This is a genomic window from Sodalis sp. RH16, from assembly GCF_047324245.1.
GTDB classification, from domain to species: domain Bacteria; phylum Pseudomonadota; class Gammaproteobacteria; order Enterobacterales; family Enterobacteriaceae; genus Acerihabitans; species Acerihabitans ligni.
Genome location: NZ_CP178737.1, coordinates 4009574 through 4032115 on the forward strand (window position 1 = coordinate 4009574; position 22542 = coordinate 4032115).

Genomic DNA, 22542 nt, shown 5'->3' on the forward strand with positions numbered 1-22542 from the left:
TATAGTAAACAGTACGAAGATTGATGATTCATATTTGCGTGTTTTTTCGAGTCCGCCCTTGATGAGCTTGGCCCGCAGATTATTAACTTGCCCGGCGGCTAGCGTGAGAGGGCCCTTGCGCGGCTCATTCATTAAACAAATTTTAAAATATATGATTATTATCAGGCAATGTCCTTTTTTGCCGGATATGTGTGCCTTCTTAGCCGCCGGCAATAGTATGGGCAGGAATGTTTCTGGCGCCTATACTGAAGGCAACCGAAGGCGAGCGGGCATTGATTAAATCAATATCTTTAAACAAATTATTTATCATAATGTTACACATATTTCCTTTTGATTTTAGACACAAGTCGTATATACCAAATATTCAAATTCAGATTTTCAGTAAGATTCTAGTCACATCCCGAACGTATGATTTCAGCATCTATAACGCGGAGCAGGTTCCGTGACCTGGGAGTTTGAGGATGCCAGTAAAAGGTTGGATCCGGGGAATGTCGGCCGCCTGAGCGAATAACCCCAGCCTTGAACGCATCTTTCGCAACCTGCGGATAACAAGGATATTGGAGGGATTATGCCGGAATGGATGTTGTCCGCCATTTCCAACTATGGATACGCAGCACTGTTCGTGGCCGCTCTGATTGAAGGCCCGATGGCGACGCTCTTTGGCGCGATTCTGGCGTCCCAAGGGCTGCTGCATCTCGGCGGCGTCTACGCTATCGCCGTGGCGGGGGATCTGGCCGGGGATCTGATTCTTTATGGGCTTGGCATGAGCGGCCGCATCGCGATTTTGCCGTGGCGCCGCCGTATCGACTTTGGCCGCTGGCAGCCGGCGCCGCTTCTGGAGCGGTTTCGCGCCCACCCCGGACGTATCCTGGTCACGGCAAAGCTGACCCACGCGGCGGGATTTGTCGTGCTGGTGAGCGCGGGCGCGGCGAGAATTCCGCTCTGGCGTTTCCTGGGGTTTAACCTGCTGGCGACCTTACCCAAAAGCGGTTTATTTGTATTGCTGGGGTTCTTTGCCGGCGCCGCGTGGCAGCGTATCGATTTATGGCTGTGGATCTTTTCCTGTTCGTTCCTGGCTGTGTTCTGCATCACTCTTGTCGTTTATCTGCGTAGGATCACCGGTTCGGTGCTGCCAGGAGGGTAATTGCATGCGTATCGCTGTATTTACAGACAGTTTTTATCCTGAGCTGGGAGGGATCCAGGACTCGGTGTTGTCCGGATGCCGGGAGCTCGGCAAACGCGGCCATCAGGTGGTTATTTTCGCTCCCCGCGCCACCCGCCATGATTTTAGCGTAGCAGGCGTCCCCGAGCGGGAAGTGGACGCCGGGGGCAATGTCGAGATCCGGCGGCTGTTTTCGCTGCCGGTGCCCAGCTCCACCGGGCAGTCCCGTCTGCTGGTGCCTACCGGGCGGCGCTGGCGCCAGCTATTGTCTTTCTCGCCGGATATCATCCACACCCATACCTTTCTGGGGGCCGGCCTTGAGGCGCTCAGCGCCGCTCGCCGCCTTGATGTCCCGGTGGTAGGGACCAATCACTGGGCTATCGGCGAATTCAGCGGATACACTCCTTTTTCAGCCAATTTTTTCCGCGAAATCAGCGTCCGGGGGGTCACCCGGTATTACAACCGCTGCGATATGGTGACAGGCCCTTCACATTCCGTTATCGACGAAATGTGCGCGTTCGGGCTGCGCCGTCCGCACTGTGTCATATCCAACCCGGTGGATACGGCTCGGTTTTGCCTGATGCCGGATGCCCAGCGCGAGGCCCTCAAGCGTTCATACGGTTTCAGTCATTCAACCATCGTCTATGCCGGCCGCCTGGCGGACGAAAAAAAAATCGATGTGCTGATTCGCGCTCTGCCCCTTATCGCAATAGAGATGCCCGATGTGATGCTGGTGCTGGCGGGGCACGGTTCCGCGCGCCATCACCTTGAACAGCTGGCGCGGGATTTGGGGGTGCGGGAACGGATCAGATTTCCGGGCACCCTGGATAAAGCGACATTGGCCGACGTTTTTCATGCGGCGGATATCTTCGCCATCGCCAGCACGTCTGAAACACAAAGTATGGTATTGATTCAGGCAATGAGCGCCGGTTTGCCTGTGGTGGGGGCGCGCTGGCGTGCTTTGCCGGAATACATTGACGCACAGTCGGGTTTTCTGGCGCAGCCGGGAGACAGTGAAGATTTTGCCCGCAGGCTGACCCACCTGCTGCGTTCGCCGTCGTTGCGCAAACAAATGGGCGAGCATGCCGCCCAAAAGACTAAACCATTTTCCATCACTACCGTGACAAGCCGCTGGGAAGAGATTTATGCCCGGATCAGTCTGGCAGTACCCGAGGAAATGTCGCGTATCTCAGGAGCGTAATCGTGAAACTCAGTCTGATAATACCTGCTTATAACGAAGAGCTGTATCTTGCGACCTGCCTGCAATGCGCGATGAAGGAGCTGACGGCGCACGCAACACCCGGTGAGTTTGAAATTATCGTCGTCAATAATGCCAGCACTGACCGGACTTCGGCCGTTGCGGCCGGATTTGACAATGTACGCGTGGTATACGAGCCCATTAAAGGATTGACCCGCGCCCGGCAAAAGGGGCTGGAGTCGGCTTCGGGGGATATCCTGGCCTTTATCGACGCCGATACGCGTATGCCGTCCGGCTGGCTGGGTAAAGTGCTGGATGCCTATGAGAAAAGGAGCGATCTGGTGTGTATCAGCGGCCCGTATCGCTATTTCGATCTGCCGGGCGTGAAAGGCTTATTGGTGAAGCTCTACTGGCTGCTGCTGGCCAAACCTACCTACTGGTTCACCGGCTATATGGCGGTGGGCGGCAACTTCGCCGCCAGTAAACAGGCCCTGCTGCGTATCGGCGGATTCGATACGTCCATTCCCTTTTACGGGGAAGATACCAATATCGCCCGGCGGCTGTCCGTCGAGGGCAGGGTGCAATTCGATCTGGAAATGGTCATGGAAACCTCGGCGCGCCGCTTGAAAGAAGAAGGCTTCGTCACTACCGCCATTCGTTATGTCATCAACTTTATGTCCGAGGCAATCCGCAATAAACCCGCCACATCGGAATATCGCGATATTCGTTAGCGAACAGTTGTTTTTGCCCGCGATGGACGTTCTGTTAGTGGTTGCGCCCGGCTTCGCGGATAGCAACCCGATGGTGAATCGGATGATGCCTTCTTATGACGTGCTTTTTGACGTAATGGTGATGCCGATGGGCAACCACTACCCGTTCATTATGTATGTTTTGGGCGAAGCTCGCCGTGGCGACCGGCAGCGTAGCCAACATGATAGCCAGACACAGTATGACTTTTTTCATTTTAAACCTTTTATCAATAAATCTTGGGATGTTAATTGATTATAAGCGGTAATGGATTAGGCATGTGGTGCAATGTTTTTTTATTTCAGTATTGCAGCCAGACATCAGGCATAGCGCTCCATCGGCGCGTCGACATAAAAATGTGCGCCAGCTCTCAGCCCGTAACAACAAAGGCAATATGCGGTTGCCTTTGTCAGGGATTTGTAAACTACACTGAAAAACGTGCCACATTTTATCTGATGATTCGGTCTACGAGGTCGCGCCTTCCAAGGAAACCACCATGAATTCAATGTCTGCATCGGCCAAGTTGCCTCAACGCGGGGCCAAAACGATTTTCAGCGTCACCAGCGGCAATTTTCTAGAAATGTATGACTTTATGGTGTTTGGCTATTACGCCACCGCCATCGCCAAGACTTTTTTCCCCGGGACAAATCCCTTCGCCTCCCTGATGCTCACCTTGATGACCTTTGGCGCCGGCTTTCTGATGCGGCCGCTGGGGGCTATCGTGCTGGGAGCCTATATTGACCATCACGGGCGTCGCAAGGGCCTGCTCCTGACGCTGGGACTGATGGCCCTGGGCACCCTGACCATCGCCTGCATTCCCGGTTACGCCACCCTGGGCATCGCCGCGCCGATTCTGATTCTGCTCGGCCGTTTGCTGCAGGGCTTTTCAGCGGGGGTGGAACTGGGGGGCGTGTCGGTTTATCTGGCCGAGGTCGCGCCAAAAAACCGCAAGGGATTTTATGTCAGCTGGCAGTCCGGCAGCCAGCAGGTAGCGGTGATTTTCGCCGCCCTGCTGGGGTTGATGCTTAATCACCTGCTAAGCAGGGATCAGGTAACGGAATGGGGCTGGCGCATTCCCTTCGTGGTGGGCTGCCTTATCGTGCCGTTTCTGTTCTGGATCCGGCGCATGCTGGAGGAAACGGAGGCGTTCAGCAAACGCACCCATCACCCCTCCATGAAAGAGATTATGCGTTCGGTGGCGGGTCACTGGGCGCTGGTGCTGGCGGGCATGCTGATTGTGGTCACCACCACGGTAATGTTTTATATGATTACCGCTTTTACCCCCACCTTCGGCAAGACCGTGCTCATGATGAGCGACCGGCAGAGCTTTCTGGTCACCATGGCGGTGGGCATTTCCAATCTTTTCTGGCTGCCGGTGATGGGCGCTTTCTCCGATCGGGTCGGCCGGCGGCCATTGCTGCTTTTCTTTACCCTGCTGATGGTGTTTACCGCCTGGCCGTCGCTGCGCTGGCTGGTAAAGGATGCCTCGTTTGATCATCTGCTGGAAGTGGAGCTGTGGCTGTCGTTTCTGTATGCCGGCTATAACGGCGCCATGGTGGTTTATCTGACCGAGGTGATGCCGGTACAGCTGCGCGCCAGTGGATTTTCCATGGCTTACAGCCTGGCGACGGCCCTGTTCGGCGGATTTACGCCGGCGGTTTGCAGCTATCTTATTCACGTCACCGGGGATAAATCCATGCCGGGGGTATGGCTAACCCTCTCGGCCTTGTGCGGATTGGCCGGCGCGCTGATGATTCCCCGCCTGCTGAAGCAGTACCAGGCGGAGCAGGCCGCCCCGGCGGTGAATGCGCTGCATACCGGGAGCGGCGGCTGATTTTATCCGCTGCCTCGCCACGGAGCGCCCCGCAAGGGCATGACATGGCGATTAATATCAACAGCCCCCATACCGGGGGGATTATTTCCGGCAAACCGGTGAAAACCCCCGCAGGATGTTTACCGCCAATCAGGCATTGTTCTCAAGGGCTTCCCACATGCCGAGCAAATAGCTCAGGCCTATGGCGCGGTCATATAAACCGTAACCGGGACGGCCGGTTTCACCCCAGATAAAGCGCCCGTGATCGGGACGGATATAACCATCAAACCCGTTGTCATGCAGGACTTTCATGATTTTGAACATATCCAGCGAACCATAGCGGGATAAATGGGCCGACTCATAAAAGTCTTTATCCTTGATTCGCTTGATATTGCGGACATGGGCGAAATGAATACGTTTGCGGCGCGTGAATTCTTCCAGAATCTGGTAGACGTCATTGGTCGGGTCTTCGGCAATGGAGCCGGTACAGAGCGTAATACCGTTGGCTTCTGAATCGACGGCGTTGCAAATCCAGTCCAGGTCGTCGCGGTTTTTGACTACGCGGGGCAGCCCGAAAATGGAATAGGGCGGATCGTCGGGATGAATGGCCATCTTCACGCCGACTTCTTCACAGACGGGGATGATTTCTTTTAAGAAATAGGCCAGGTTTTCACGCAGCTTGCTATCATCCACATCTTTATATTTGGCAAACAGCGTTTGCACCTGGGCCAGACGTTCCGGTTCCCAGCCCGGAAGGGCAAAGCCGTTTGAGTTGTCCAGGACCTCTTTAACCACTTCTTCCAGCGACTTGTCGATGCCCTTTTTCTCAAAGGCCATGGTTAGGGAACCATCGGGCAGCACATAGTTCATATCGGTCTTCATCCAGTCAAAGACCGGCATGAAGTTATAGCAGATAACCTTGACGCCGTACTCGGCCAAATGACGGATGGTTTGTTTATAATTTGCAATATATCCGTCACGGCTCGGTAATCCGATTTTGATATCATCATGGATGTTGACGCTTTCGATGACTTCCATCGTCAGATTGGCCTGATGCGCCAGTGAAACCAATTTTTCAATCTTATCCTTTGGCCAGACCTCGCCTACCGGCACGTCGTACAACGCACCTACCACGCCTTCCACTCCGGGCACCTGGCGTATATAATCCAGAGTGACTTTATCTTCATCCGGCCCAAACCAGCGCATTGTCATTTGCATGTTTACGTCCACCTTTTATCGCTAAACGGGTAATGATCTTTTGCCATAGTACCATACTAGTATATGGTTTTAATAGTCCGTTTTTTTGCCTGAGATAATAAGATCGTAGCTGATTATGGGAACCGCGATGGCCATCGCGGCCAATGGGCAGGTTTCGGTGTCATGGATCCTGAAAAAAAGCCGGTCATACATAAGATGACCGGTGGGAATTGCTGATGAAACTCTGGTGCCGCCGGCTCGGTGAAACCGCTTATTGAGCCGTTGAGGTGGTGGTTGATGGCGATGAGGATGAACTCCCGCCATGGGAATCATCACCGGTATTGGATGCTATGGCGACAGCCCCGGCAACAGCGGCAACGGCGCCGACGCCGATTACCGTGGCGGTGCCTACCGACATTGCCGCGCCGGAGACCCCGGCGGCGGAACCGCCCACCGCGCCGGACGTTGTTCCGCCGCTTACCGGCGCTGTGGCTGTGGTTTCAGCAGCGTTTGCGGCAGTCATTAAAAATAATAACGTAAAAGTACCAATCACTAACCGTTTCATTACTTTTCCTTATATTCGATAACGTTAGAGAGATGGGAAAATAACCATTCCCATCAATGGGTTGGGATCGTTTGCTTTCGAAGGTTGACATACTTAGCCTGCGAATTAAAGGCGTTGGGCGGGCGGCGACGGGGCGGCGTTTTACATAGGAGAAGATGCTGGACTTATCTGGGGGTCGGATTTATATGATTTTCAAAATCATCTTTGTCATATTTCAGTTAGGTTAAGATGAAGTAGTGAATATTGCCATTTCAGTATTTTCCGTCTTTTATGTGAAATTAGCTATAATCTAACCTTTTGTTATCCCAGCCAATCCACCCGGCGCGCACGCTGCTAAACAACATCAGGGGCGAACGCGCGCGCGTTGCTATCAAGCTAAACATCAGCGGAACGCAAGCTGTGCATAGCCCGGCGGACGTCGGTGGAAGCGGCCATATTCCGGTAAATCCGGTAAAGCGGCGCATAGGCCGCCGCCTGGGTCTTATCGGGCTTGTACTGTCGGTAGCCGCGGGCACCGAAGCGAGCGGCGCCTTCGTGATAGTCGGCCACCACCCCGCCGGCGACCGCGCCGTGAATGGCCGCGCCTACCGCCGTTGGATTGTCCAGCGCCGGCACGTCGATGTGCCGGTCCATGACGTCCGCCATGATCTGCACCAGCAGGGGATTGTTCTGTGCCAGCCCGCTGGTCATCAACACTCTGTCGATTTCGATTTTTCCCGCTTCAAACAATTCGACGATTGACCGCGCGCCAAAACAGAGGGATTCCATGAGGGTGCGATAGATAGCTGTTGCCGTCGTGTCCATGCCGATGCCCACCAGCATGCCGCTGAGGCGGGAATCCGCCAGCGGAACACGATTGCCGTTCCACCAGTCCAGCGCCACCAGTGGGTTTTTATCCGGATAATAGGATGCCGCCTCGTGATTATAAAGCCGAAAGCTTTCACTGGGCGTGTCCGCGCGGGGAAACTGTTTAACAAACCAGCTCAGCGTGTCGCCGAAGCTGGCCTGACCCGCCTCGTAGCACCATAAATCACGAATCGATCCATCCCTGGCCACTCCCTCGATGCCCTCCGGCAGCGGCTGATACTGCTCGCTCAGCAACAGATAGGCCGCCGAGGTGCCCAGCGCCCCCACCAGGCTTCCGGTCTTCACCGCCCCGATAGCGGGCAGGACGACGTGAGAATCGATAACGGCCACGGCCACCACGGCATTACCCTCTATGCCGGTTTTCTTGCGCCAGGCCTCGGTCAGGCTACCCGCGGGCGAGCCGATACGCTTCGGGGCCGTTAGCCGGGAGCCGAGATCGGGCAGGATCCCGTCGGGATACCCTTCACCGTCGAGGTACTGAGCTTTATATGCCGCGAAACCAAGGCTTCTTACCTCGTTGCCGGTGAGTTGCCAGACCAGCCAGTCGCCGGATTCGATAAACTTATCGGTCGCCTTCCACGTAGCGGGGGATTCTGTGGCTATCTGGACCGCCTTTGCCAGCAGCCACTCCCCGGAAAGCCGGCCGCCAAAATGCGCCAGAAAGGCCCCGCCGCGCGCATTAATCGCGTCGGCGTATTGCTGCGCCGCCCCGTGTTTCCAGAGTTTTACATAGGCATGGGGGTTATCGGGCTGAAGTCGGGAAAGGGCAATGCCCGTCCTGGTCGCCGGCAGCGGCGAACTGGCGGTGAATCCCACGCCGATTGACGCAACCCGGCGACCGCGCCCCAGTTTCCCCAGGATAATCTCGGCCGCTTCCAGATAATCCGCCGCATTTTGCAGCGCCCAGCCGTGGGGCAGCAGGGTGCCGCCGGCCAATTGCCGGGTCATGATGCCGTGGCGGTAGGCATGGGTGTGGCTGGCGATCTGGCGCCCGCTGACGGTGTCGATCAGCACTCCGCGCGCCGATTCAGACCCGTAGTCGAGTCCGATAAGATAATTGTCACTCATATAGGTTCACCGTAGGCGTAGGACGCTGTCTGTGGCAAGGCCGCTCTCAAAGGGTGTACCCGGCTTTGCCGGCGGTGGTTTCGATGCGCCGGCCGCTGGCGGCATCAAACAGATGGACCGCCTCCACGTTGGGCAGCAGCCGGACGGCGGCGCCGGGATCGAGATTCAGCCGCTCGCGGAAGGTGGCAACGATCTGGCTCTCCCCCGATCTCAGCGTCACCAGGGTTTCGGAGCCTGTGGGTTCGATAACCTCAACATGGCAGACGAATCCGCCCCGTTCGGCTATCGCAAAATGTTCGGGCCTGACGCCATAAACCACCAACTGCCCCGCGGCGACGCGAAGGTTATCCGGGATGGGCAATTCCAGACCCTGTTCGGTGCGCACGCAGGCTGCGTCGCCACAGACGTTCCCCTCAAACAGGTTCATGGCGGGAGAACCGATAAATCCCGCGACAAACAGATTATCCGGCCGGTCGTAAAGCGCGAGGGGCGATCCCACCTGCTCGATATTGCCCATGTTCATCACCACGATTTTGTCCGCCATGGTCATCGCTTCGATCTGGTCGTGGGTAACGTAAACCGTGGTGGTCCTTAATCGCTGGTGCAGCGCCCGGATCTCCGTTCGCATCTGCACGCGCAGTTTCGCATCGAGGTTGGACAGCGGCTCGTCGAAGAGAAACACTTTCGGATCCCGCACGATGGCGCGCCCCATGGCGACCCGCTGGCGCTGGCCGCCGGACAGCTCGCGGGGATAACGCGCCAGCAGTTGTGTCAATCCCAGGATGTCCGCGGCACGGCCGACACGCTCGGTTATTTCCGCCTTGGGCCGCTTCATCAGCTTCAGGGCGAAACTCATGTTTTCGGCCACCGTCATGTGGGGATAAAGCGCATAGTTCTGGAATACCATGGCGATATCGCGTTCTTTCGCCGGCGCGTCATTAATGACGTCGCCGTCAATGGCGATTTCGCCGGCGGTGATATCTTCCAGGCCGGCTATCATGCGCAGCAGCGTGGATTTACCACAGCCGGACGGCCCTACCAGAACCACGAATTCCCCATCCTCGATATCAACCGACAGCTGTGGAATGATCTCAACGTTCCCGTATGCCTTGCGTACATTCCTGATAGATACATTTGCCATACCGGCCTCTTTTTGCTCCGATTTGCCGTCCGGTTCGGCACCGGACCGGCATCAACCCGCTCACCCTTGGAAACGGGTGAAAAGATCCTCTGCCTGCAACTGCCAGACGCTGCCATGTGCGGACGCCACCTCGCCCCCGTTGCTGTAGAGGCCTATCTCTACCGCGCCCCTCACCAGGGGAATGACCTGCGCCGCACAGGCGGCGTTGTCGATAAAGATTTCCAGCACGGTGCGATCGATGAATAACTGCAGCTTCGTCTTTTTTTCCCGGCGCGCCAGCGGAGCGGTGAAGCCGCCCAGCCGAAACGAGTCTGGTGAGAGTTCAATGTCCAGCCTGCCGTCCTGGTGGATAATGCTCAGCCCGAAGGACGCTGTTGCCGTATGGTCAAATTCAGCCTCGAATTCAAGACACTGGCCCTGCGCCAAGCGGCCGATGACAACGGGGCCCTTGGCCGTGGAATGATGGATATCAAGGCGGGGGCCACGCAGCGCCCGCAGTTCCGCGGCCGGGCTTTGAAGCAGCTTGCCGTCGGCGCTCAGGGAGAATTCACGGGGCAGCGATACACAGCAGTTCCAGCCCTTTGTCTCTTTGAAACCCACCAGCGCCCCCCAGGCCAGGGCGCGTCCCCGATCGTCAAACAGCACGTTGGTGGCGTAGAAATTGCGGCTGTAATCAACAATCCCGGAGTTCTCTATGGTGAAGGTGCAACGGTCCGGATCCAGTTCGCCGACGTAATATTCCACCTCGGCATGAGGGGATACCAGCAGTACCCATTTGTTGCCGAGCTTGAACAGGTTGGGACATTCGGCGCTTGGCACGCCGCCGCGGGGATGGGTGAAGATAATGCCGCGATAGGTCCAGGCGGTGAAGCCGGGGTTGGTGGCTTCATACAGCGCCACCACGGGTTTACCGTCGCAACGCCCGCCAAGCACCATAAAGGTTCGGCCGGCGTCCTTGAACAGGAAGGGATCGCGCCACTCGCCAATCACCCGATCGCCGTGCACCGCGCCGGTCAACAGCGGATTGGACGGCAGCGGCCGCCAGGTCATCAGGTCCGGGCTGCCGAGGGCGGCCCATTGCTCGGCGGTGTCTTCCGGACGCATGTCGGGACCGATGGCGGTATAGACCGCCATCGGCACGCCTTCGTCATTGATTACCGTGCAGCCGAACCAGACGAAATGTTCGCCTTTGTCGATGGAGGGGTAGACCGCGATGGGCAGATGTTCCCAATGCACCAGGTCTTTACTGCGCGCGTGCCCCCAAACGGTAATGCCGCCGGTCCAGTCTTCGCTGTTGACATCCCATACCCGCACCGCCGTCTTGTAGACCATGCCGGCGCGGTGCTCGGCGCTGTGCGGATTCAGGCTGTACATCATGTGGTACATGCCGTCATGGAATATGATCCCATTCGGATCGTCCATCCACTGCGAAGGCGCCCTGAAGTGATAGAGCGGGCGGCTGGCATCCTGTTCGGCAACCACGGCCGCGGCGCGGATGGATGCCTCGGCGGTATCGACAAGCTTTTGCAGATCTTCAGACACAGGTATTCTCCGGACGTTATTTCAGGCCGGTCAGGGCAACGCCCTTGACAAACAGATCCTGAAGGCAAAGGAACATGATGACCACCGGCAGCAGGCTTAGACCCACCGTGGCCATCAACACGGGCCAATTGGTGGCGAACAGGCCCTGCGCGGTATAAATCCCCAGCGTCAGCGTCTGGTTTTCATTGCTGCTGAGGAAAATCAGCGGGCGCAGAAAATCATTCCAGGTGCCGACAAAGGTAAAGATGGCAAGCGTAGTCAGCGACGGCTTGGAAAGCGGCAGGAAGATCTTCCAGAAGATACCCCAGGGCGAGCAGCCGTCCAGGGTAGCGGCTTCGGCAAGTTCTTTGGGTATGCCGATGTAGAACTGCCGCATCAGGAAGATGCCGAACGGCGACACCATGGTGGACAAAATGATCGCCCAGGGAGAGTCCAGCAGGCCCATGGTCCGCAACAAGGCAAAGGTAGGCACCAGCAGCACATGGTAAGGGATCATGATGGACACCAGCACGATCACAAACAGCGCGTCCTTGCCGCGAAAACGAAATACCCAGGAGAAGGCAAAGCCCGCCATGGCGCTGGTGACCAGCGTTCCAATCAGCGTCACCACCGAGATGAACACGGTGTTCCACAGCTGGGAGAGAAACGGCGAACCGCTCAACACCGTCCGGTAGTTGTTCCAGTTGACGGCACTGCCGAAAAAGGTCGGCGGATACTGGAACACTTCGCCCGCCGGTTTTAACGATGTGGCTATCATCCAGACAAACGGCAGCAGCATCACGACGGCGCCGATGCTGAGCACCACCAGCGATACGGCGTTACCGATACGCCGGCTGCGTTTTTTACTGGAGTAGCGGCGGCGGGGCGGTGTATCTATCGTGGTCATCAATCAATCCCCTTGAGACTTGTTGAGACGAAACTGCACCAGGGTCAATATCAGAACAAAAATCGTCAGCGCCCAGCCCAGCGCGCTGGCATAACCCATGCGATAAAACTGGAAACCATTCTGATAGATATAGTGCACCAGCACCGAGGAGCTTCTGTTGGGACCGCCGCCGGTCATGACCATTACCTGGTCGAATACCTGGAACGAATTGATGATGGTGATAACGGTCACGAACAGCGTGGTGGGACGCAGCGACGGCAGCGTAATGTTCCAGAACTTCTGGAAGACGTTCGCGCCGTCGATCTCAGCCGCCTCGTAATAGGACGACGAGATGCCCTGCAGGCCGGCGAGAAACAGCATCATGTTAAAACCGATACTCTTCCAGATACTGGTGATCATTACCGCCGGCATTGCCCAGCGTTCATCGGTCATCCACTTGGGGCCGTTAATGCCCACCAGATCGAGGCAGTAGTTGATAAGGCCGAAGTCGGCGTTGTACATCCACTGCCAGACCATGGACATGGCCACCATCGAGGAGATCACCGGCAGGAAATAGGCGGCGCGAAAGAAACGGACTCCGGCAATCTTTTGATTCAACGCGATGGCGAGCAGCAGCGGAATGACCAACAGCACCGGGACCGTGACCACGGTGAAATAAACCGTGTTCCAGAACACCTTGATGGCGGTGGGATCGCTGACCATTTTGACGTAGTTGTCCAGGCCTATCCACTTGGGCAGGGTATTAAGGTTCCAACTGGTGAAACTCAGCGCCAGCGAGGCAACGGCCGGGAACAGGGTAAAGGCGCAAAAGCCCACCAGCGCCGGGGCCAGAAAAACCGCCGGCCAGAACCATTGCCGCCGGGTGATGCTTTTGCTTCGCCGTGCGCCGATACGGGAGGGGAGCACGGTGGGAGCGCCCCTTGGTAATGCTTTGGCTGCTTTGTGCATTTTTTTTCCTCCGGTTACGGGGACCGGTCATGGACCGGACGATGGGTATCCTGCCGCAGATGAAGACCCGGGGGTTACTGCTGCTGCATCGCCTCGTTGACCCTTGATTGCATGGCCGGCAGCACGTCATCCAGCTTCGCGTCCGAATAAAGGTAGGATTGCAGCGAATCGGAGATGATGTTGTAGACTTCGTCGGTATGCCTTATCTGATCGAACCAGCGGAGATCGCTATGGGTCCACAGGCTCTGCATATCAATCCAGCCTTTCGGATAAACCGCCGGGTCATACCAGCTTTTGAGATTATCCGGCTGATACATGGAAAGCCGGTTCGGCATCCAGAGGCCGGCCTTGTAAAGCGGGATGGCGAATTTCATCGACGTCAGGAAAGTCACCAGTTTGATGGCTTCCTCCGGATGCTTGGTGCCGGACCAGACGGCATCCATATTGCAGGAACTCATCGGGGTAAAGGTCCCGGACATTTTCGGCGGCAGGCCTGCGCCCAGTTCCATGTGGGAAGCGGCCAGTTCCTGCAATCCATAGGAGCCCATAAACAGCGTCGCTACCCGGCCGGTGAGCAATAGCTGGGTCGGGGAGTTGGTGGTATCAAGGCCGATGGATGCGGGATTGGGCGCCAGGCCGTCGGTACGCAGGGCCTTGATTTTTTCCAGCGTGTTCTTGGTTTGCGGGGAATCCATTCCCTCGGCTTTGCTGAAATCGGCGTTAAACCATGTGGCGCCGTTGGACGCCAGCATCTCCTGGGTGGTGTAAAGGTTCATCCCCTCTTCGAAATTTGCCGTGCCGTACTGCAGCGTCTTGCCATTCTGGACCTTGGTCAGTTTTCGCATATAGCCGACGAATTGATCCCAGCTCCATTGATCCGCAAGCTTGGTGGGCGGGTAGGGCACGCCGGCTTCGTCAAACAGCTTTTTGTTGTAGAAGAAAACCGGGCCGACATTACAGACATCCACGCCGTATATATGTTTTTTCCCGTCCACCTCAAGCTGGATCTTTTTCTGCGAGCCCGGCGTGAAATCTTTGAGGTCCCAATATTTCGGGAAGGCATCGGTTAAATCGAGCAGTTGACCATTGGCGACGAAATCCCTTTGGTAGTCGGGATTGAGATAGAAGACATCCGGAGCCGTGCCCGCCGCCATCATTGTTCGCAGCTTGGAATGGTGCTGGGCAAAGGGCGAGGTCACATATTTCACCCGCACATCGGGATTGGCCTGCTCGAAATCCTTCAAGCCGGCGCGAATACTGGCCGATTCAAGGGGACTTGCCTCCCAGCTCATAAAGGTCAGTTCAATTTTATCCTTGCTTATGGCCTGTAGTGGCGCCATCAGGGAGGGCACCATAACGCACGCTGCGGCTATCAATCTTAAATTCGGCATAAATCACTCCCGTGGAATCGTTGAGCAGCCAAAATAAACCTTGCTGCCGCACGGTTAACGGCTTCGGCCTGCATTATGATGCATCGTCACATTGATACTCTGGAGATTTATAATATTTATATTTATCTTAAAGGATCAATATATATGTATAAAATTATCCTTAATATGTGCCGGCGATCACACTAAATCCGGCAGCTATTCATCGGGCTTAGAGCGCCATATTGCCTGCTATATGAGCAAAAATTCGCGCTGCGGCCACATCGGTGTTCTTGGCTGTAAAAGTTGATAGGCTGCTTAATTTTGTATAAAATTAAACATAAATATGAATACCTCCCAAAGGCCGACTGAAAACATGAAAAAAGCAGGAAATACCGAGGGGGCGACGCTGGTCAATTCCGCAGAAATCCTGCTGCTGATTGCCCACGGCAAGGCATCATCCCGCGCGGCGCTGCTTGAAGCCTCGGGGCTATCCCGCGTTACCGTCACCCATCGCCTGAATGCGCTGCTTGCCGCCGGACTGGTTGAAGAGTCGCAAAAGACATTACCCAGCGGCGGGCGTCCGACACGGGTGCTTACGGTGAACGATGCCGCCGGAATTATCCTCGTCGCCAATATCGGCGAGGCCTTTATCCATCTTGCCGTCATGGATCTGCGGCCTGAAATTCTGGCGCAAACCACGCTGCCGTTTACCGCCAAGAGCAGTCCCGGCGGCGCCCTTGATCAGATTCATGACGCCTTCAGGCAATTGCTGGAGGCCAACCGGTTGGCCCACCGGCTGCTGTTCGGCGTCAGTCTCAGTATGCCGACCCCGGTGGATTTCAACCGCGGCTGCGTTGTCGGCCCCTCAGTGCTGCCCGGCTGGGACGAGTTTGATATAAAAAGCTATTTGGGGAAGTTTTATGATGCCCCCATTTACGTGGAAAACGATGTCAACCTCATGACTATCTACGAACATCGCCATAACTTCCCCCATGTGAAAGACATGTTCTATATCAAAATGGGTACGGGCATCGGCAGCGGCATCATCACCGATGGCCGGATTTTCCGGGGCGCGCAGGGGGCGGCGGGAGATGTGGGCCATATCCAGTTCACCATGGAGACGCCGCCGCTATGCCGCTGCGGCAAGTTCGGCTGCGTGGAGGCGCGGGCCGGCGGCTGGGCCATTGCCCGCGACCTGTCGGCGATGGGTTACACCGCCGGCAACGCTCTGGACGTGGTTGAACTGGTGGAAAACAACCGTCCTGAAGCGATTATGCTGGTGCGGCGGGCGGGGCAGATCATCGGCGAAGTCATCGCCGATGTCGTCAGTATTCTTAACCCGGCCCTGATCGTGGTTGGCGGGACGCTGGCCACGGCCGGTGAATTTCTTCTTTCAGGGGTGCGCGAGCTTGTCTACCAGCGATGCCTGCCCCTGGCCACCCGGGAACTGCAAATCCTGCCCGCGAAACCCAACGGCGACAGCGCGCTGTACGGCGCGGCGCATTTGGTTCTGGATGACACCTTCCGGCAAGACCTCATCGAGGGGTTGCTGATTCGCTATGGACACAATCAGTCGGTGAGCGGCCCCGTTTGATTTACCGTTGCCGCGGTGGCGGGGATTGTAACCAAAAGGGTGATTATATTTATGCTGTCATAAAAAGGCTTGCCTTAGGCAAAAATAATCGTCAGGAACGCTTCTTTGAGACAATTAGCTATAGGGGGTTGGCGCAGAGTAGGCGATATTAAGGAAAACGGGCTTGCTTATGCCGTTATCCATTAAGGAAGGCATGATGAAAAAGACAACATTGATGCTGGTGCTCACCCTCTTTGCATCCGGCAGCGTGTTTTCAACCGGGTCCTATGCCGACGGACGTCGGGATCACGATGGTCACGGACCGCGGTGGGACCGGGGCCATGGCCATGGCGGGCCCGGCTGGCACCACGATCGCGGGGATTTCAGAGGCCACGGCTATCGGGGCGGCTATCATGACAGGTTTGCCTGGCGCGGGCATGAGTTCAGAAGAGGTTATCCGCTGCCGCCGCCTTATCGGGGAGATTATTATCGCGTGCACGACTGGCGCCACCGCGGTCTTCAGTCGCCGCCGCGCGGGCATTACTGGGCTTATATTGATGGACGCTATGTCATGGTCGCCGCCGCCACCGGCGTGATCACCGCGATTATCATGGGCAATGCGCTTGGCTATTGAGGGAAGACAGGCCGGATTGCCGCCGGCCTGATGGCCGGACTGACCTCCGTTGATGAGATTGATGAGCAGGGGCCGTAAGATGATTTCATCGATCCCCCGGCAGCAATGAAGGGGTAGGTGCTTAATTTCACCCTACGCGGTGAGGGCGTGATCTATTATCCGGGGCGGCAATATTTGACAGACAACCATGTCGATGTTGCCAGTGTGGCACGCCACGTCAACCGGTCCCTTTCACGGCTTTTTAACCTGATACCAACTTTTATTTTCCCATCAAGCCTGTCTCATTTTTTAGTATTCAAAATAGGAGCGAGGCGGTGAAGACCGCTCCAGGATGTTTTTTGATCCTGTGATTTATGGCGCATAATTTTTTTGAGCAATAGTTCAATATTTGTTCATATGAACAAGTATTGAAGAGCGAACATGGCGGCAAAATTAATCGGTACCAGTTGGAAAATGAACAAAACGCTTCCTGAAGCGTTGGATTACTGTGCTGCTCTGGCGCAGGGCGCGCCGCTGCCCAATCAGTTGCAGCCGTTTGTTATTCCCCCTTTTACCCTGGTGCGAGAGGTGACCCAGGCGTTCAAAAAGGCGGGCATCAATTGTTTAACAGGTGTGCAGAATATGCACTTTGCCGATCAAGGGGCTTTTACCGGTGAGATCTCACCCCTGATGGTGAAAGACACCGGCGCTACCCTTGTGGAGATAGGTCACTCCGAGCGACGGGAATTTTTCGGCGAAACCGATGAGACGGTGCAGCTTAAGGCCGCCGCCGCGCTGCGCCACGGTTTGACGCCGCTTATTTGTATCGGCGATAGCCTGCGCGAGAAACAGTGGGGCGTTTCCGAAGAGACGGTCGTCCGCCAGATGAAAGCCGCGCTGGCGGGATTGGCGCCCGAAAGCGTGGCGCGGGTGATAATCGCTTACGAACCCATTTGGGCCATCGGGGAGCATGGCGTGCCGGCGACAAACGACGAGGCGCGGACAATGCATCAGCGCCTGTATCGCGCCCTGGAGGAGAGCTACGGCGGGAAGATTGCCCATCGGGTACCGCTGCTCTATGGCGGCAGCGTTAACCATGACAATGCGCCGGCGCTGCTCTCTTTGCCGCACGTGGACGGCCTGTTTATCGGCCGGGCCGCGTGGGACGGGGCGTCTTATCTGCAACTGCTGAAAACTATCGCAACGCGTTGTTAGATTGCCCCCACGGTGCCCGGCGCCGCCGTGCCGCCCCCCCCATCGGAGGGGCGGGGCACAGACGAATCATCCGAACGCTCGGCCCAGCATGGTTTCCAGCGCCTGGCGCGATTGCAGCAAGACTTCGCGGCTTTGTTCCACCGGAACAGGGTTGGCGCCGCGCAGCGGCATGGTGTTGGCCTGGCGGTGCATACGCAGCGGGATCTCTAGGCTGCATGGGATATTGTGCTGCGCCAGCGCCGGCAGCAGCGGCCGGTAGTCCAACTGTCCCCGGCCGATAGCCGTGAAGAAGAACTCGCCGTTTTGGGTCCGTATATCTTTGATATGGCAATGGCGCATGTTTCCCAGCATCTCAAATCCGTGCTCAATGGGCGCCACGTCCGGCCGCAGCGAGACCATATTGCCGGCGTCGAAGTTAAAGGCGACGGCGTCGTGTCCCACATCTTCCAGCAGTTGCCGCCCTTCCTGGGCGACTGAAAACGCATCGTAATCGGGATCGCCGCCGTTCTCCACGCATATCACGCAGCCGTGATCGGCGGCTTCGGGGGCCAGGGCCCGTAAATTATGCACCAGCCGGTCATAATCCCCTCGTTTGGCGGTGCAGGTATTCAAATAGGTCGCGCCGATTTTAGAAGCGAAGCTAATACGTTTGCTAAATTGCGCCACCGCATCCTCTCCCGCCAGGTTGATGGTGCAGCCCAGCGCCACGGAGCGTAACCGATATTTATCAAACAGCGCCTTGACCCTGGCGGCGTTCTCGTCGCCGAACAGCGCCGGGTCGAGATTGCCGACATAACCTTGGTTATAGGCCAGTTCAATGATGTTAAAGCCTGTTTCATGCACGATTCGAAAGGTGGTTTCCTGGTCGATACCGTCGAACATGGCGGTATTTACGCCGACGATTAACGGGTGTGTCATAGATAATTCCTCATGATCCGGCGGTGGCTGGCCAATGCATTGGGGATCGCCACGGCGTTGTTACAGGGCAACCGGTTCATGTCGTTTGATGCCTTCCGCCATGAAAGAGAGGATAAGCGACATGGAAACGGCGCCGGGATCGGGATGGCCGATGGAGCGTTCGCCGAGGGCTTTCGCGCGGCCGAATGCCGCCACCATCTGTTTGGTCCCCTCGGCGCCCTGGCCGGCCGCCCGGGCGATTTTAGGCAGTGCGGCATACAGCGGTTCGGATCCCAGCGACTGCGAGGCCGCCGCCGCCGCCGCCAGCGCGTCAACCATGGTTTTATCACCGGGTTTGGCGCCGCCGCGTTTGCATACCGCGTCCAATCCGCTGCTCAGAAAACGGGTCAAGAGCGGCGTGGTCAGGAAGGTTTCTCCGGTCAGGCTTTTGCCGCCGGCGCGGAACAGGGTGCCGAAAATAGCCCCCGATGCGCCGCCCATGCTGGACATCAGTTCGGTGCCCACGCGGGTCAACAGCACACCGATATCCTCGGCCTGCCCCGGCGCCTGGGACAGTAGCTTTTCCACCGCGGTAAAACCGCGCTGCATGCCGACACCATGGTCGCCGTCGCCCACCGCCATATCCAGGCGGGTGAGTTCCGGTTCGCTGGCAATCATTTTATTGGCGACAAACCGAAGCAAGGATGACATTTCAGTGGCGTTCATGCTTATTTCCTCCAGGCAAAACTATGGCAAGGTGCGTCATAGAGTGATTTCAGTTCGTCATCCAGCTTGAAAAACGTAATGGAGTAGCCGGACATTTCTTGCGAGGTACAATAGCTGCCTATCAAAGTATCGTGGATACGGATACCGCGCTCCGCCAGCAGTTGATGGACCTTGCGGTTGGCGATAAGCAGTTCGCTGTAGGTTGACGCCCCCAGATTGTTTACCAACAGGCAGATTTCATCACCGGTGGCCAGGGCCAGATCCCCGTAAAGGCTGTCCACCAGTTCGGTCACCAGTTGGTCGGCGGGAACCATTTTCTGGTGGCGTACGCCGGGCTCGCCGTGAATGCCCATGCCCAGCTCAAACTCATCTTCCGGGATGTCGAAGTTAAACTCCCCGGTTTGCGGCAGCGAACAGGGGGATAACGCCACGCCGATGGTGCGGGTATTATCATTGGCCTTTGCCGCCAGCCGGTAAACTTCATCCAGCTCGCGGCTATGGCGCCCGGCGGCGCCGGCGATTTTCAGCACCATCATGTCCCCGGCCACGCCGCGCCTGTCCTGCATGCGATGGGCGGGAGCCGAGGCCATATCGTCATTGACCCGCACCGTGCGTGTTGGAATGCCTTCTTCTTCCAGCAATTCGGCGGCAATATCGAAGTTCATGTTATCGCCCGCGTAGTTGCCGTAGATAAAAAGCGCCCCTTTGCCGCGATTGGCGCTCTTTACCGTGTCCATGATGACGTTAGGGGCCGGGGAGGTGAATATGTCTCCCAGGGCGGCGGCGTCCGCCAGCCCGTCGCCCACATAGCCGGCGAACATCGGTTCATGCCCGCTGCCGCCGCCGGTCAATACCAGCACCTGTTCATCGCGTAATCCCGCGCGCACCACGGCGCTGATCCCATCGATTTTTTGCAGACTGCCGCCGCAGGCGGCGATCAGCCCTTCCAACTGCTCCCGGCAAACATCAATGGGGTTATTCAGTAATTTTTTGGGTTTTCTCATAACCAACTCCACAGAGGTCCAAAGATATTCGCGTCAGGTTTATCGTTAATGACATTAACGAGGTTTTAATAATGAAAACCCGACGATCTTAAATATGCGGCCAATTAACCTGTCCCTGTATTCAATGACTTAATTACCGGTAGCGGTGTGCTTATGAAATTTTTTGTCGTAATACTGGATGCGTTCCACCTTCGGCGCCGAGCCGCCGGCTTCGAATTCCGAGGCCAGCCAGGATGTTAAGATGCTTTTTGCCAGTTCGGGGCCGATCACCCGGGCCCCCAGGGTGATGATTTGCGCATTGTTGCTTTTGCGCGCGCGTTCCGCGGAATAATTATCGTGGCAAAGGGCGGCACGGATACCCGGCACTTTATTGGCGGAAATAGACATGCCGATACCGGTGCCGCACAAGAGAATACCTCGCTCATGCGCGCCGTTAACGATCTGCTCCGCCAGGTAAACCGCAATATCCGGATATATATTACCCGTATCGCTATAGTCTTTTACCTCCAGTCCTTTATTACGCAGGAATTCCACCAGGGTATCTTTTAATCCCGTAGCGGCATCATCGCCGCCGATAGCAATAGGTAGCATGGCTTCTCCAGAAGGCTGAGCTGCTCCGGTATATCGCAGCCCTGATTGATGAATAACACGCCGATACTCGGCCAAAACAAAAGAACATATGTGATACTTTTGTTCATTTTTATAGTTAATTTTTATTATTAAAAAATTGAGATAAGTCGCAAAAACCGGCTGTGGAGGGCATGGAAGCTACGTAATTGTTAACTGAAACGTATCAATAGGCTTAATAAAAATATCAATCATTGAACAAAAGTTCTTGCTGGACGCCATCTCCGGACAAATGCTCTTTTTTATAGAGCGGCTTCGCCGCGGCTGCCTTCGCCGCAAAAATCAAAACGAGATGTGCCTCAAGTTTATTTTTTACGTTCCATGTCATTTTTATACACATGTTCATGCATATAACATATGTATATATACTTCAATCCTTCGAGTTACGGGAAAGCCAATGCGCCTGCAACTTGAAGTATGACGAATATAGCCGCGTGTTTTACCTTATAGGGGGGCGCCATGACCAAAACCCACAGGCTGTATCCTTCCGCGCATATCGCCGAGCTTTTTTTCCCCTTAACCCGGGATGAAAACGCCGTGGCTCAGGTGGTTCGGCGCATCGCCGACGGGGGGTATTATCGTGGATTTGAAACCGGCATCATCCATCAGCCGCCTGTTGCCGAAACGATCCGCGCCATCGCCGGGCAACATGGGTTAAACGTAACGCAATGGCTGACGTTTGAGCTGCTGAAAGACCGGCTTAACCTTAGCAGCCTCGATACCGCCCTGCGGGAAAAATCCATTAAGCGGGCCTGCGAACTGGTGCATCTGGCGGCGGCCTGCGGCACCAGTAAGCTGTCGCTGGTGAGCGGCGACGATCCGGGAGAGGAGCGACGGGAAGAGGCCAAAAAGGGATTTGCCGAAGCGCTGGTGCGGGTAGGCGAGACCGCCCGGCAATACCCGGACATGCTGGTTCAGGTGGAGTCGCTGGATCGCTTCGCCCACAAGCGCCAGCTGATAGGGCCCACCGGCGAGACGGTGGAATGGATGATGCGCCTGCGCCCCGACTGTCCGCGTCTTTATCTGGCCTGGGACAGTGCCCATGTCGCGCTGAACCAGGAGGACCTGGCGGACTCCCTGAAGCTTGCCGCCCCTATCATGTCGCAGATGCATTTGGCCAATGCCATCCTCGACCCGCAGGCGCAGGGATACGGGGATTATCATATGAAGTTCGGTGAACCGGGATTTTTAACCGCCGGGGTGGCGGAGCGCATCATCCGGACTGCTCTGGCGCTCCCGCTGTCGCCGGAACTAAAGGCAATTTCCATCGCCGTTGAGATGCGAACGGGTGAAGGGGATGATTTATGGGATAACGAACGGCAATGCCGCGCATTTCTGCAGAGGGCGTTGGCCGCCGCGGAAAACCCCGGCTGATCCCGAAAG

General features: G+C 56.4%; 22 protein-coding genes. 9 read left to right on the forward strand and 13 right to left on the reverse strand.

Translation table 11 applies throughout. The annotated features are described in order from the left end of the window. Positions 1-568 precede the first annotated feature (568 nt). The 5 genes from ACL2XJ_RS18405 to ACL2XJ_RS18425 all read left to right on the forward strand — a co-directional run bounded on the left by ACL2XJ_RS18405 (position 569) and on the right by ACL2XJ_RS18425 (position 4941). Entirely contained in the window at positions 569-1144 is a 576-nt protein-coding gene (locus ACL2XJ_RS18405) for a DedA family protein (RefSeq protein ID WP_132922216.1), read from the forward strand. A gap of 4 nt (positions 1145-1148) precedes the next feature. Then, positions 1149-2363 (forward strand): glycosyltransferase, encoded by a 1215-nt coding sequence (locus ACL2XJ_RS18410; RefSeq protein ID WP_413724057.1) that lies wholly within the window; start codon positions 1149-1151, stop codon positions 2361-2363. A 2-nt stretch (positions 2364-2365) separates the two neighbouring features. After that, positions 2366-3091, forward strand: coding sequence for a glycosyltransferase family 2 protein (locus tag ACL2XJ_RS18415; RefSeq protein WP_165934128.1), 726 nt, complete (start codon positions 2366-2368; stop codon positions 3089-3091). A gap of 82 nt (positions 3092-3173) precedes the next feature. After that, on the forward strand, positions 3174-3362 hold the full coding sequence (locus ACL2XJ_RS18420; RefSeq protein WP_413724058.1) for a hypothetical protein: 189 nt from the start codon (positions 3174-3176) through the stop codon (positions 3360-3362). Positions 3363-3603: 241 nt separating this feature from the next. Beyond that, positions 3604-4941: an MFS transporter gene (locus ACL2XJ_RS18425; RefSeq protein WP_413724059.1), complete on the forward strand. Its 1338-nt coding sequence runs from the start codon at positions 3604-3606 to the stop codon at positions 4939-4941. 129 nt (positions 4942-5070) lie between these two features. Here the strand turns inward: ACL2XJ_RS18425 and uxuA are convergent, their stop codons facing one another. The 8 genes from uxuA to ACL2XJ_RS18465 all read right to left on the reverse strand — a co-directional run bounded on the left by uxuA (position 5071) and on the right by ACL2XJ_RS18465 (position 14525). After that, the gene (gene uxuA, locus ACL2XJ_RS18430) at positions 5071-6138 is read right to left on the reverse strand and encodes a mannonate dehydratase (RefSeq protein WP_132922211.1); all 1068 of its coding nucleotides are present in this window, start codon (positions 6136-6138) and stop codon (positions 5071-5073) included. A 250-nt stretch (positions 6139-6388) separates the two neighbouring features. Continuing rightward, complete coding sequence (locus ACL2XJ_RS18435) at positions 6389-6682, reverse strand: hypothetical protein (RefSeq protein WP_413724060.1); 294 nt, start codon at positions 6680-6682, stop codon at positions 6389-6391. Between the two features lie 375 nt (positions 6683-7057). Beyond that, on the reverse strand, positions 7058-8617 hold the full coding sequence (locus ACL2XJ_RS18440) for an FGGY-family carbohydrate kinase (RefSeq protein ID WP_413724061.1): 1560 nt from the start codon (positions 8615-8617) through the stop codon (positions 7058-7060). Positions 8618-8663: 46 nt separating this feature from the next. Next, the gene (locus ACL2XJ_RS18445; protein WP_413724062.1) at positions 8664-9758 is read right to left on the reverse strand and encodes an ABC transporter ATP-binding protein; all 1095 of its coding nucleotides are present in this window, start codon (positions 9756-9758) and stop codon (positions 8664-8666) included. A gap of 60 nt (positions 9759-9818) precedes the next feature. After that, complete coding sequence (locus tag ACL2XJ_RS18450; protein WP_413724063.1) at positions 9819-11300, reverse strand: glycoside hydrolase family 32 protein; 1482 nt, start codon at positions 11298-11300, stop codon at positions 9819-9821. Positions 11301-11316: 16 nt separating this feature from the next. Then, positions 11317-12186 carry a carbohydrate ABC transporter permease gene (locus ACL2XJ_RS18455; protein ID WP_413724064.1) on the reverse strand — a complete coding sequence of 290 codons (870 nt, stop codon included), beginning with the start codon at positions 12184-12186 and terminating at the stop codon, positions 11317-11319. A gap of 3 nt (positions 12187-12189) precedes the next feature. Beyond that, a complete protein-coding gene (locus tag ACL2XJ_RS18460) occupies positions 12190-13134 on the reverse strand; it encodes a carbohydrate ABC transporter permease (protein WP_413724065.1) in 945 nt (314 codons plus the stop codon). 74 nt (positions 13135-13208) lie between these two features. Next, positions 13209-14525 carry an ABC transporter substrate-binding protein gene (locus ACL2XJ_RS18465; protein WP_413724066.1) on the reverse strand — a complete coding sequence of 439 codons (1317 nt, stop codon included), beginning with the start codon at positions 14523-14525 and terminating at the stop codon, positions 13209-13211. 352 nt (positions 14526-14877) lie between these two features. Between ACL2XJ_RS18465 and ACL2XJ_RS18470 the strand changes: the two genes are divergently transcribed. The 3 genes from ACL2XJ_RS18470 to ACL2XJ_RS18480 all read left to right on the forward strand — a co-directional run bounded on the left by ACL2XJ_RS18470 (position 14878) and on the right by ACL2XJ_RS18480 (position 17905). Then, positions 14878-16098: an ROK family protein gene (locus ACL2XJ_RS18470; RefSeq protein WP_413724067.1), complete on the forward strand. Its 1221-nt coding sequence runs from the start codon at positions 14878-14880 to the stop codon at positions 16096-16098. A 196-nt stretch (positions 16099-16294) separates the two neighbouring features. Continuing rightward, the gene (locus ACL2XJ_RS18475; protein ID WP_413726916.1) at positions 16295-16711 is read left to right on the forward strand and encodes an RcnB family protein; all 417 of its coding nucleotides are present in this window, start codon (positions 16295-16297) and stop codon (positions 16709-16711) included. A 420-nt stretch (positions 16712-17131) separates the two neighbouring features. Further along, a complete protein-coding gene (locus tag ACL2XJ_RS18480; protein WP_413724068.1) occupies positions 17132-17905 on the forward strand; it encodes a triose-phosphate isomerase in 774 nt (257 codons plus the stop codon). A 66-nt stretch (positions 17906-17971) separates the two neighbouring features. Here the strand turns inward: ACL2XJ_RS18480 and ACL2XJ_RS18485 are convergent, their stop codons facing one another. The 5 genes from ACL2XJ_RS18485 to ACL2XJ_RS18505 all read right to left on the reverse strand — a co-directional run bounded on the left by ACL2XJ_RS18485 (position 17972) and on the right by ACL2XJ_RS18505 (position 21487). Beyond that, on the reverse strand, positions 17972-18823 hold the full coding sequence (locus ACL2XJ_RS18485; RefSeq protein ID WP_413724069.1) for a sugar phosphate isomerase/epimerase family protein: 852 nt from the start codon (positions 18821-18823) through the stop codon (positions 17972-17974). 60 nt (positions 18824-18883) lie between these two features. After that, positions 18884-19528 (reverse strand): dihydroxyacetone kinase subunit DhaL, encoded by a 645-nt coding sequence (gene dhaL, locus ACL2XJ_RS18490; RefSeq protein ID WP_413724070.1) that lies wholly within the window; start codon positions 19526-19528, stop codon positions 18884-18886. Between the two features lie 2 nt (positions 19529-19530). After that, positions 19531-20532, reverse strand: a complete 1002-nt coding sequence (locus ACL2XJ_RS18495) for a dihydroxyacetone kinase subunit DhaK (RefSeq protein ID WP_413724071.1) — start codon at positions 20530-20532, stop codon at positions 19531-19533. Positions 20533-20661: 129 nt separating this feature from the next. Continuing rightward, positions 20662-21123 (reverse strand): RpiB/LacA/LacB family sugar-phosphate isomerase, encoded by a 462-nt coding sequence (locus tag ACL2XJ_RS18500; RefSeq protein ID WP_132922191.1) that lies wholly within the window; start codon positions 21121-21123, stop codon positions 20662-20664. Positions 21124-21346: 223 nt separating this feature from the next. After that, on the reverse strand, positions 21347-21487 hold the full coding sequence (locus tag ACL2XJ_RS18505) for a hypothetical protein (RefSeq protein WP_413724072.1): 141 nt from the start codon (positions 21485-21487) through the stop codon (positions 21347-21349). A gap of 131 nt (positions 21488-21618) precedes the next feature. On the opposite strand from ACL2XJ_RS18505, the gene ACL2XJ_RS18510 reads away from it, so the two are divergent. Then, on the forward strand, positions 21619-22533 hold the full coding sequence (locus ACL2XJ_RS18510; protein ID WP_413724073.1) for a sugar phosphate isomerase/epimerase family protein: 915 nt from the start codon (positions 21619-21621) through the stop codon (positions 22531-22533). The last annotated feature ends 9 nt before the right edge of the window (positions 22534-22542 follow it).

Coding starts and splice junctions, on each gene's coding strand:
- ACL2XJ_RS18475 (WP_413726916.1), top strand. CDS start 16,295: ATGAAAAAGACAACATTGATGCTGGTGCTCACCCTCTTTGCATCCGGC.
- ACL2XJ_RS18480 (WP_413724068.1), top strand. CDS start 17,132: ATGGCGGCAAAATTAATCGGTACCAGTTGGAAAATGAACAAAACGCTT.
- ACL2XJ_RS18445 (WP_413724062.1), bottom strand. CDS start 9,758: ATGGCAAATGTATCTATCAGGAATGTACGCAAGGCATACGGGAACGTT.
- ACL2XJ_RS18440 (WP_413724061.1), bottom strand. CDS start 8,617: ATGAGTGACAATTATCTTATCGGACTCGACTACGGGTCTGAATCGGCG.
- ACL2XJ_RS18425 (WP_413724059.1), top strand. CDS start 3,604: ATGAATTCAATGTCTGCATCGGCCAAGTTGCCTCAACGCGGGGCCAAA.
- uxuA (WP_132922211.1), bottom strand. CDS start 6,138: ATGCAAATGACAATGCGCTGGTTTGGGCCGGATGAAGATAAAGTCACT.
- ACL2XJ_RS18435 (WP_413724060.1), bottom strand. CDS start 6,682: ATGAAACGGTTAGTGATTGGTACTTTTACGTTATTATTTTTAATGACT.
- ACL2XJ_RS18500 (WP_132922191.1), bottom strand. CDS start 21,123: ATGCTACCTATTGCTATCGGCGGCGATGATGCCGCTACGGGATTAAAA.
- dhaL (WP_413724070.1), bottom strand. CDS start 19,528: ATGAACGCCACTGAAATGTCATCCTTGCTTCGGTTTGTCGCCAATAAA.
- ACL2XJ_RS18510 (WP_413724073.1), top strand. CDS start 21,619: ATGACCAAAACCCACAGGCTGTATCCTTCCGCGCATATCGCCGAGCTT.
- ACL2XJ_RS18405 (WP_132922216.1), top strand. CDS start 569: ATGCCGGAATGGATGTTGTCCGCCATTTCCAACTATGGATACGCAGCA.
- ACL2XJ_RS18465 (WP_413724066.1), bottom strand. CDS start 14,525: ATGCCGAATTTAAGATTGATAGCCGCAGCGTGCGTTATGGTGCCCTCC.
- ACL2XJ_RS18485 (WP_413724069.1), bottom strand. CDS start 18,823: ATGACACACCCGTTAATCGTCGGCGTAAATACCGCCATGTTCGACGGT.
- ACL2XJ_RS18410 (WP_413724057.1), top strand. CDS start 1,149: ATGCGTATCGCTGTATTTACAGACAGTTTTTATCCTGAGCTGGGAGGG.
- ACL2XJ_RS18420 (WP_413724058.1), top strand. CDS start 3,174: ATGATGCCTTCTTATGACGTGCTTTTTGACGTAATGGTGATGCCGATG.
- ACL2XJ_RS18455 (WP_413724064.1), bottom strand. CDS start 12,186: ATGACCACGATAGATACACCGCCCCGCCGCCGCTACTCCAGTAAAAAA.
- ACL2XJ_RS18470 (WP_413724067.1), top strand. CDS start 14,878: ATGAAAAAAGCAGGAAATACCGAGGGGGCGACGCTGGTCAATTCCGCA.
- ACL2XJ_RS18460 (WP_413724065.1), bottom strand. CDS start 13,134: ATGCACAAAGCAGCCAAAGCATTACCAAGGGGCGCTCCCACCGTGCTC.
- ACL2XJ_RS18505 (WP_413724072.1), bottom strand. CDS start 21,487: ATGACATGGAACGTAAAAAATAAACTTGAGGCACATCTCGTTTTGATT.
- ACL2XJ_RS18495 (WP_413724071.1), bottom strand. CDS start 20,532: ATGAGAAAACCCAAAAAATTACTGAATAACCCCATTGATGTTTGCCGG.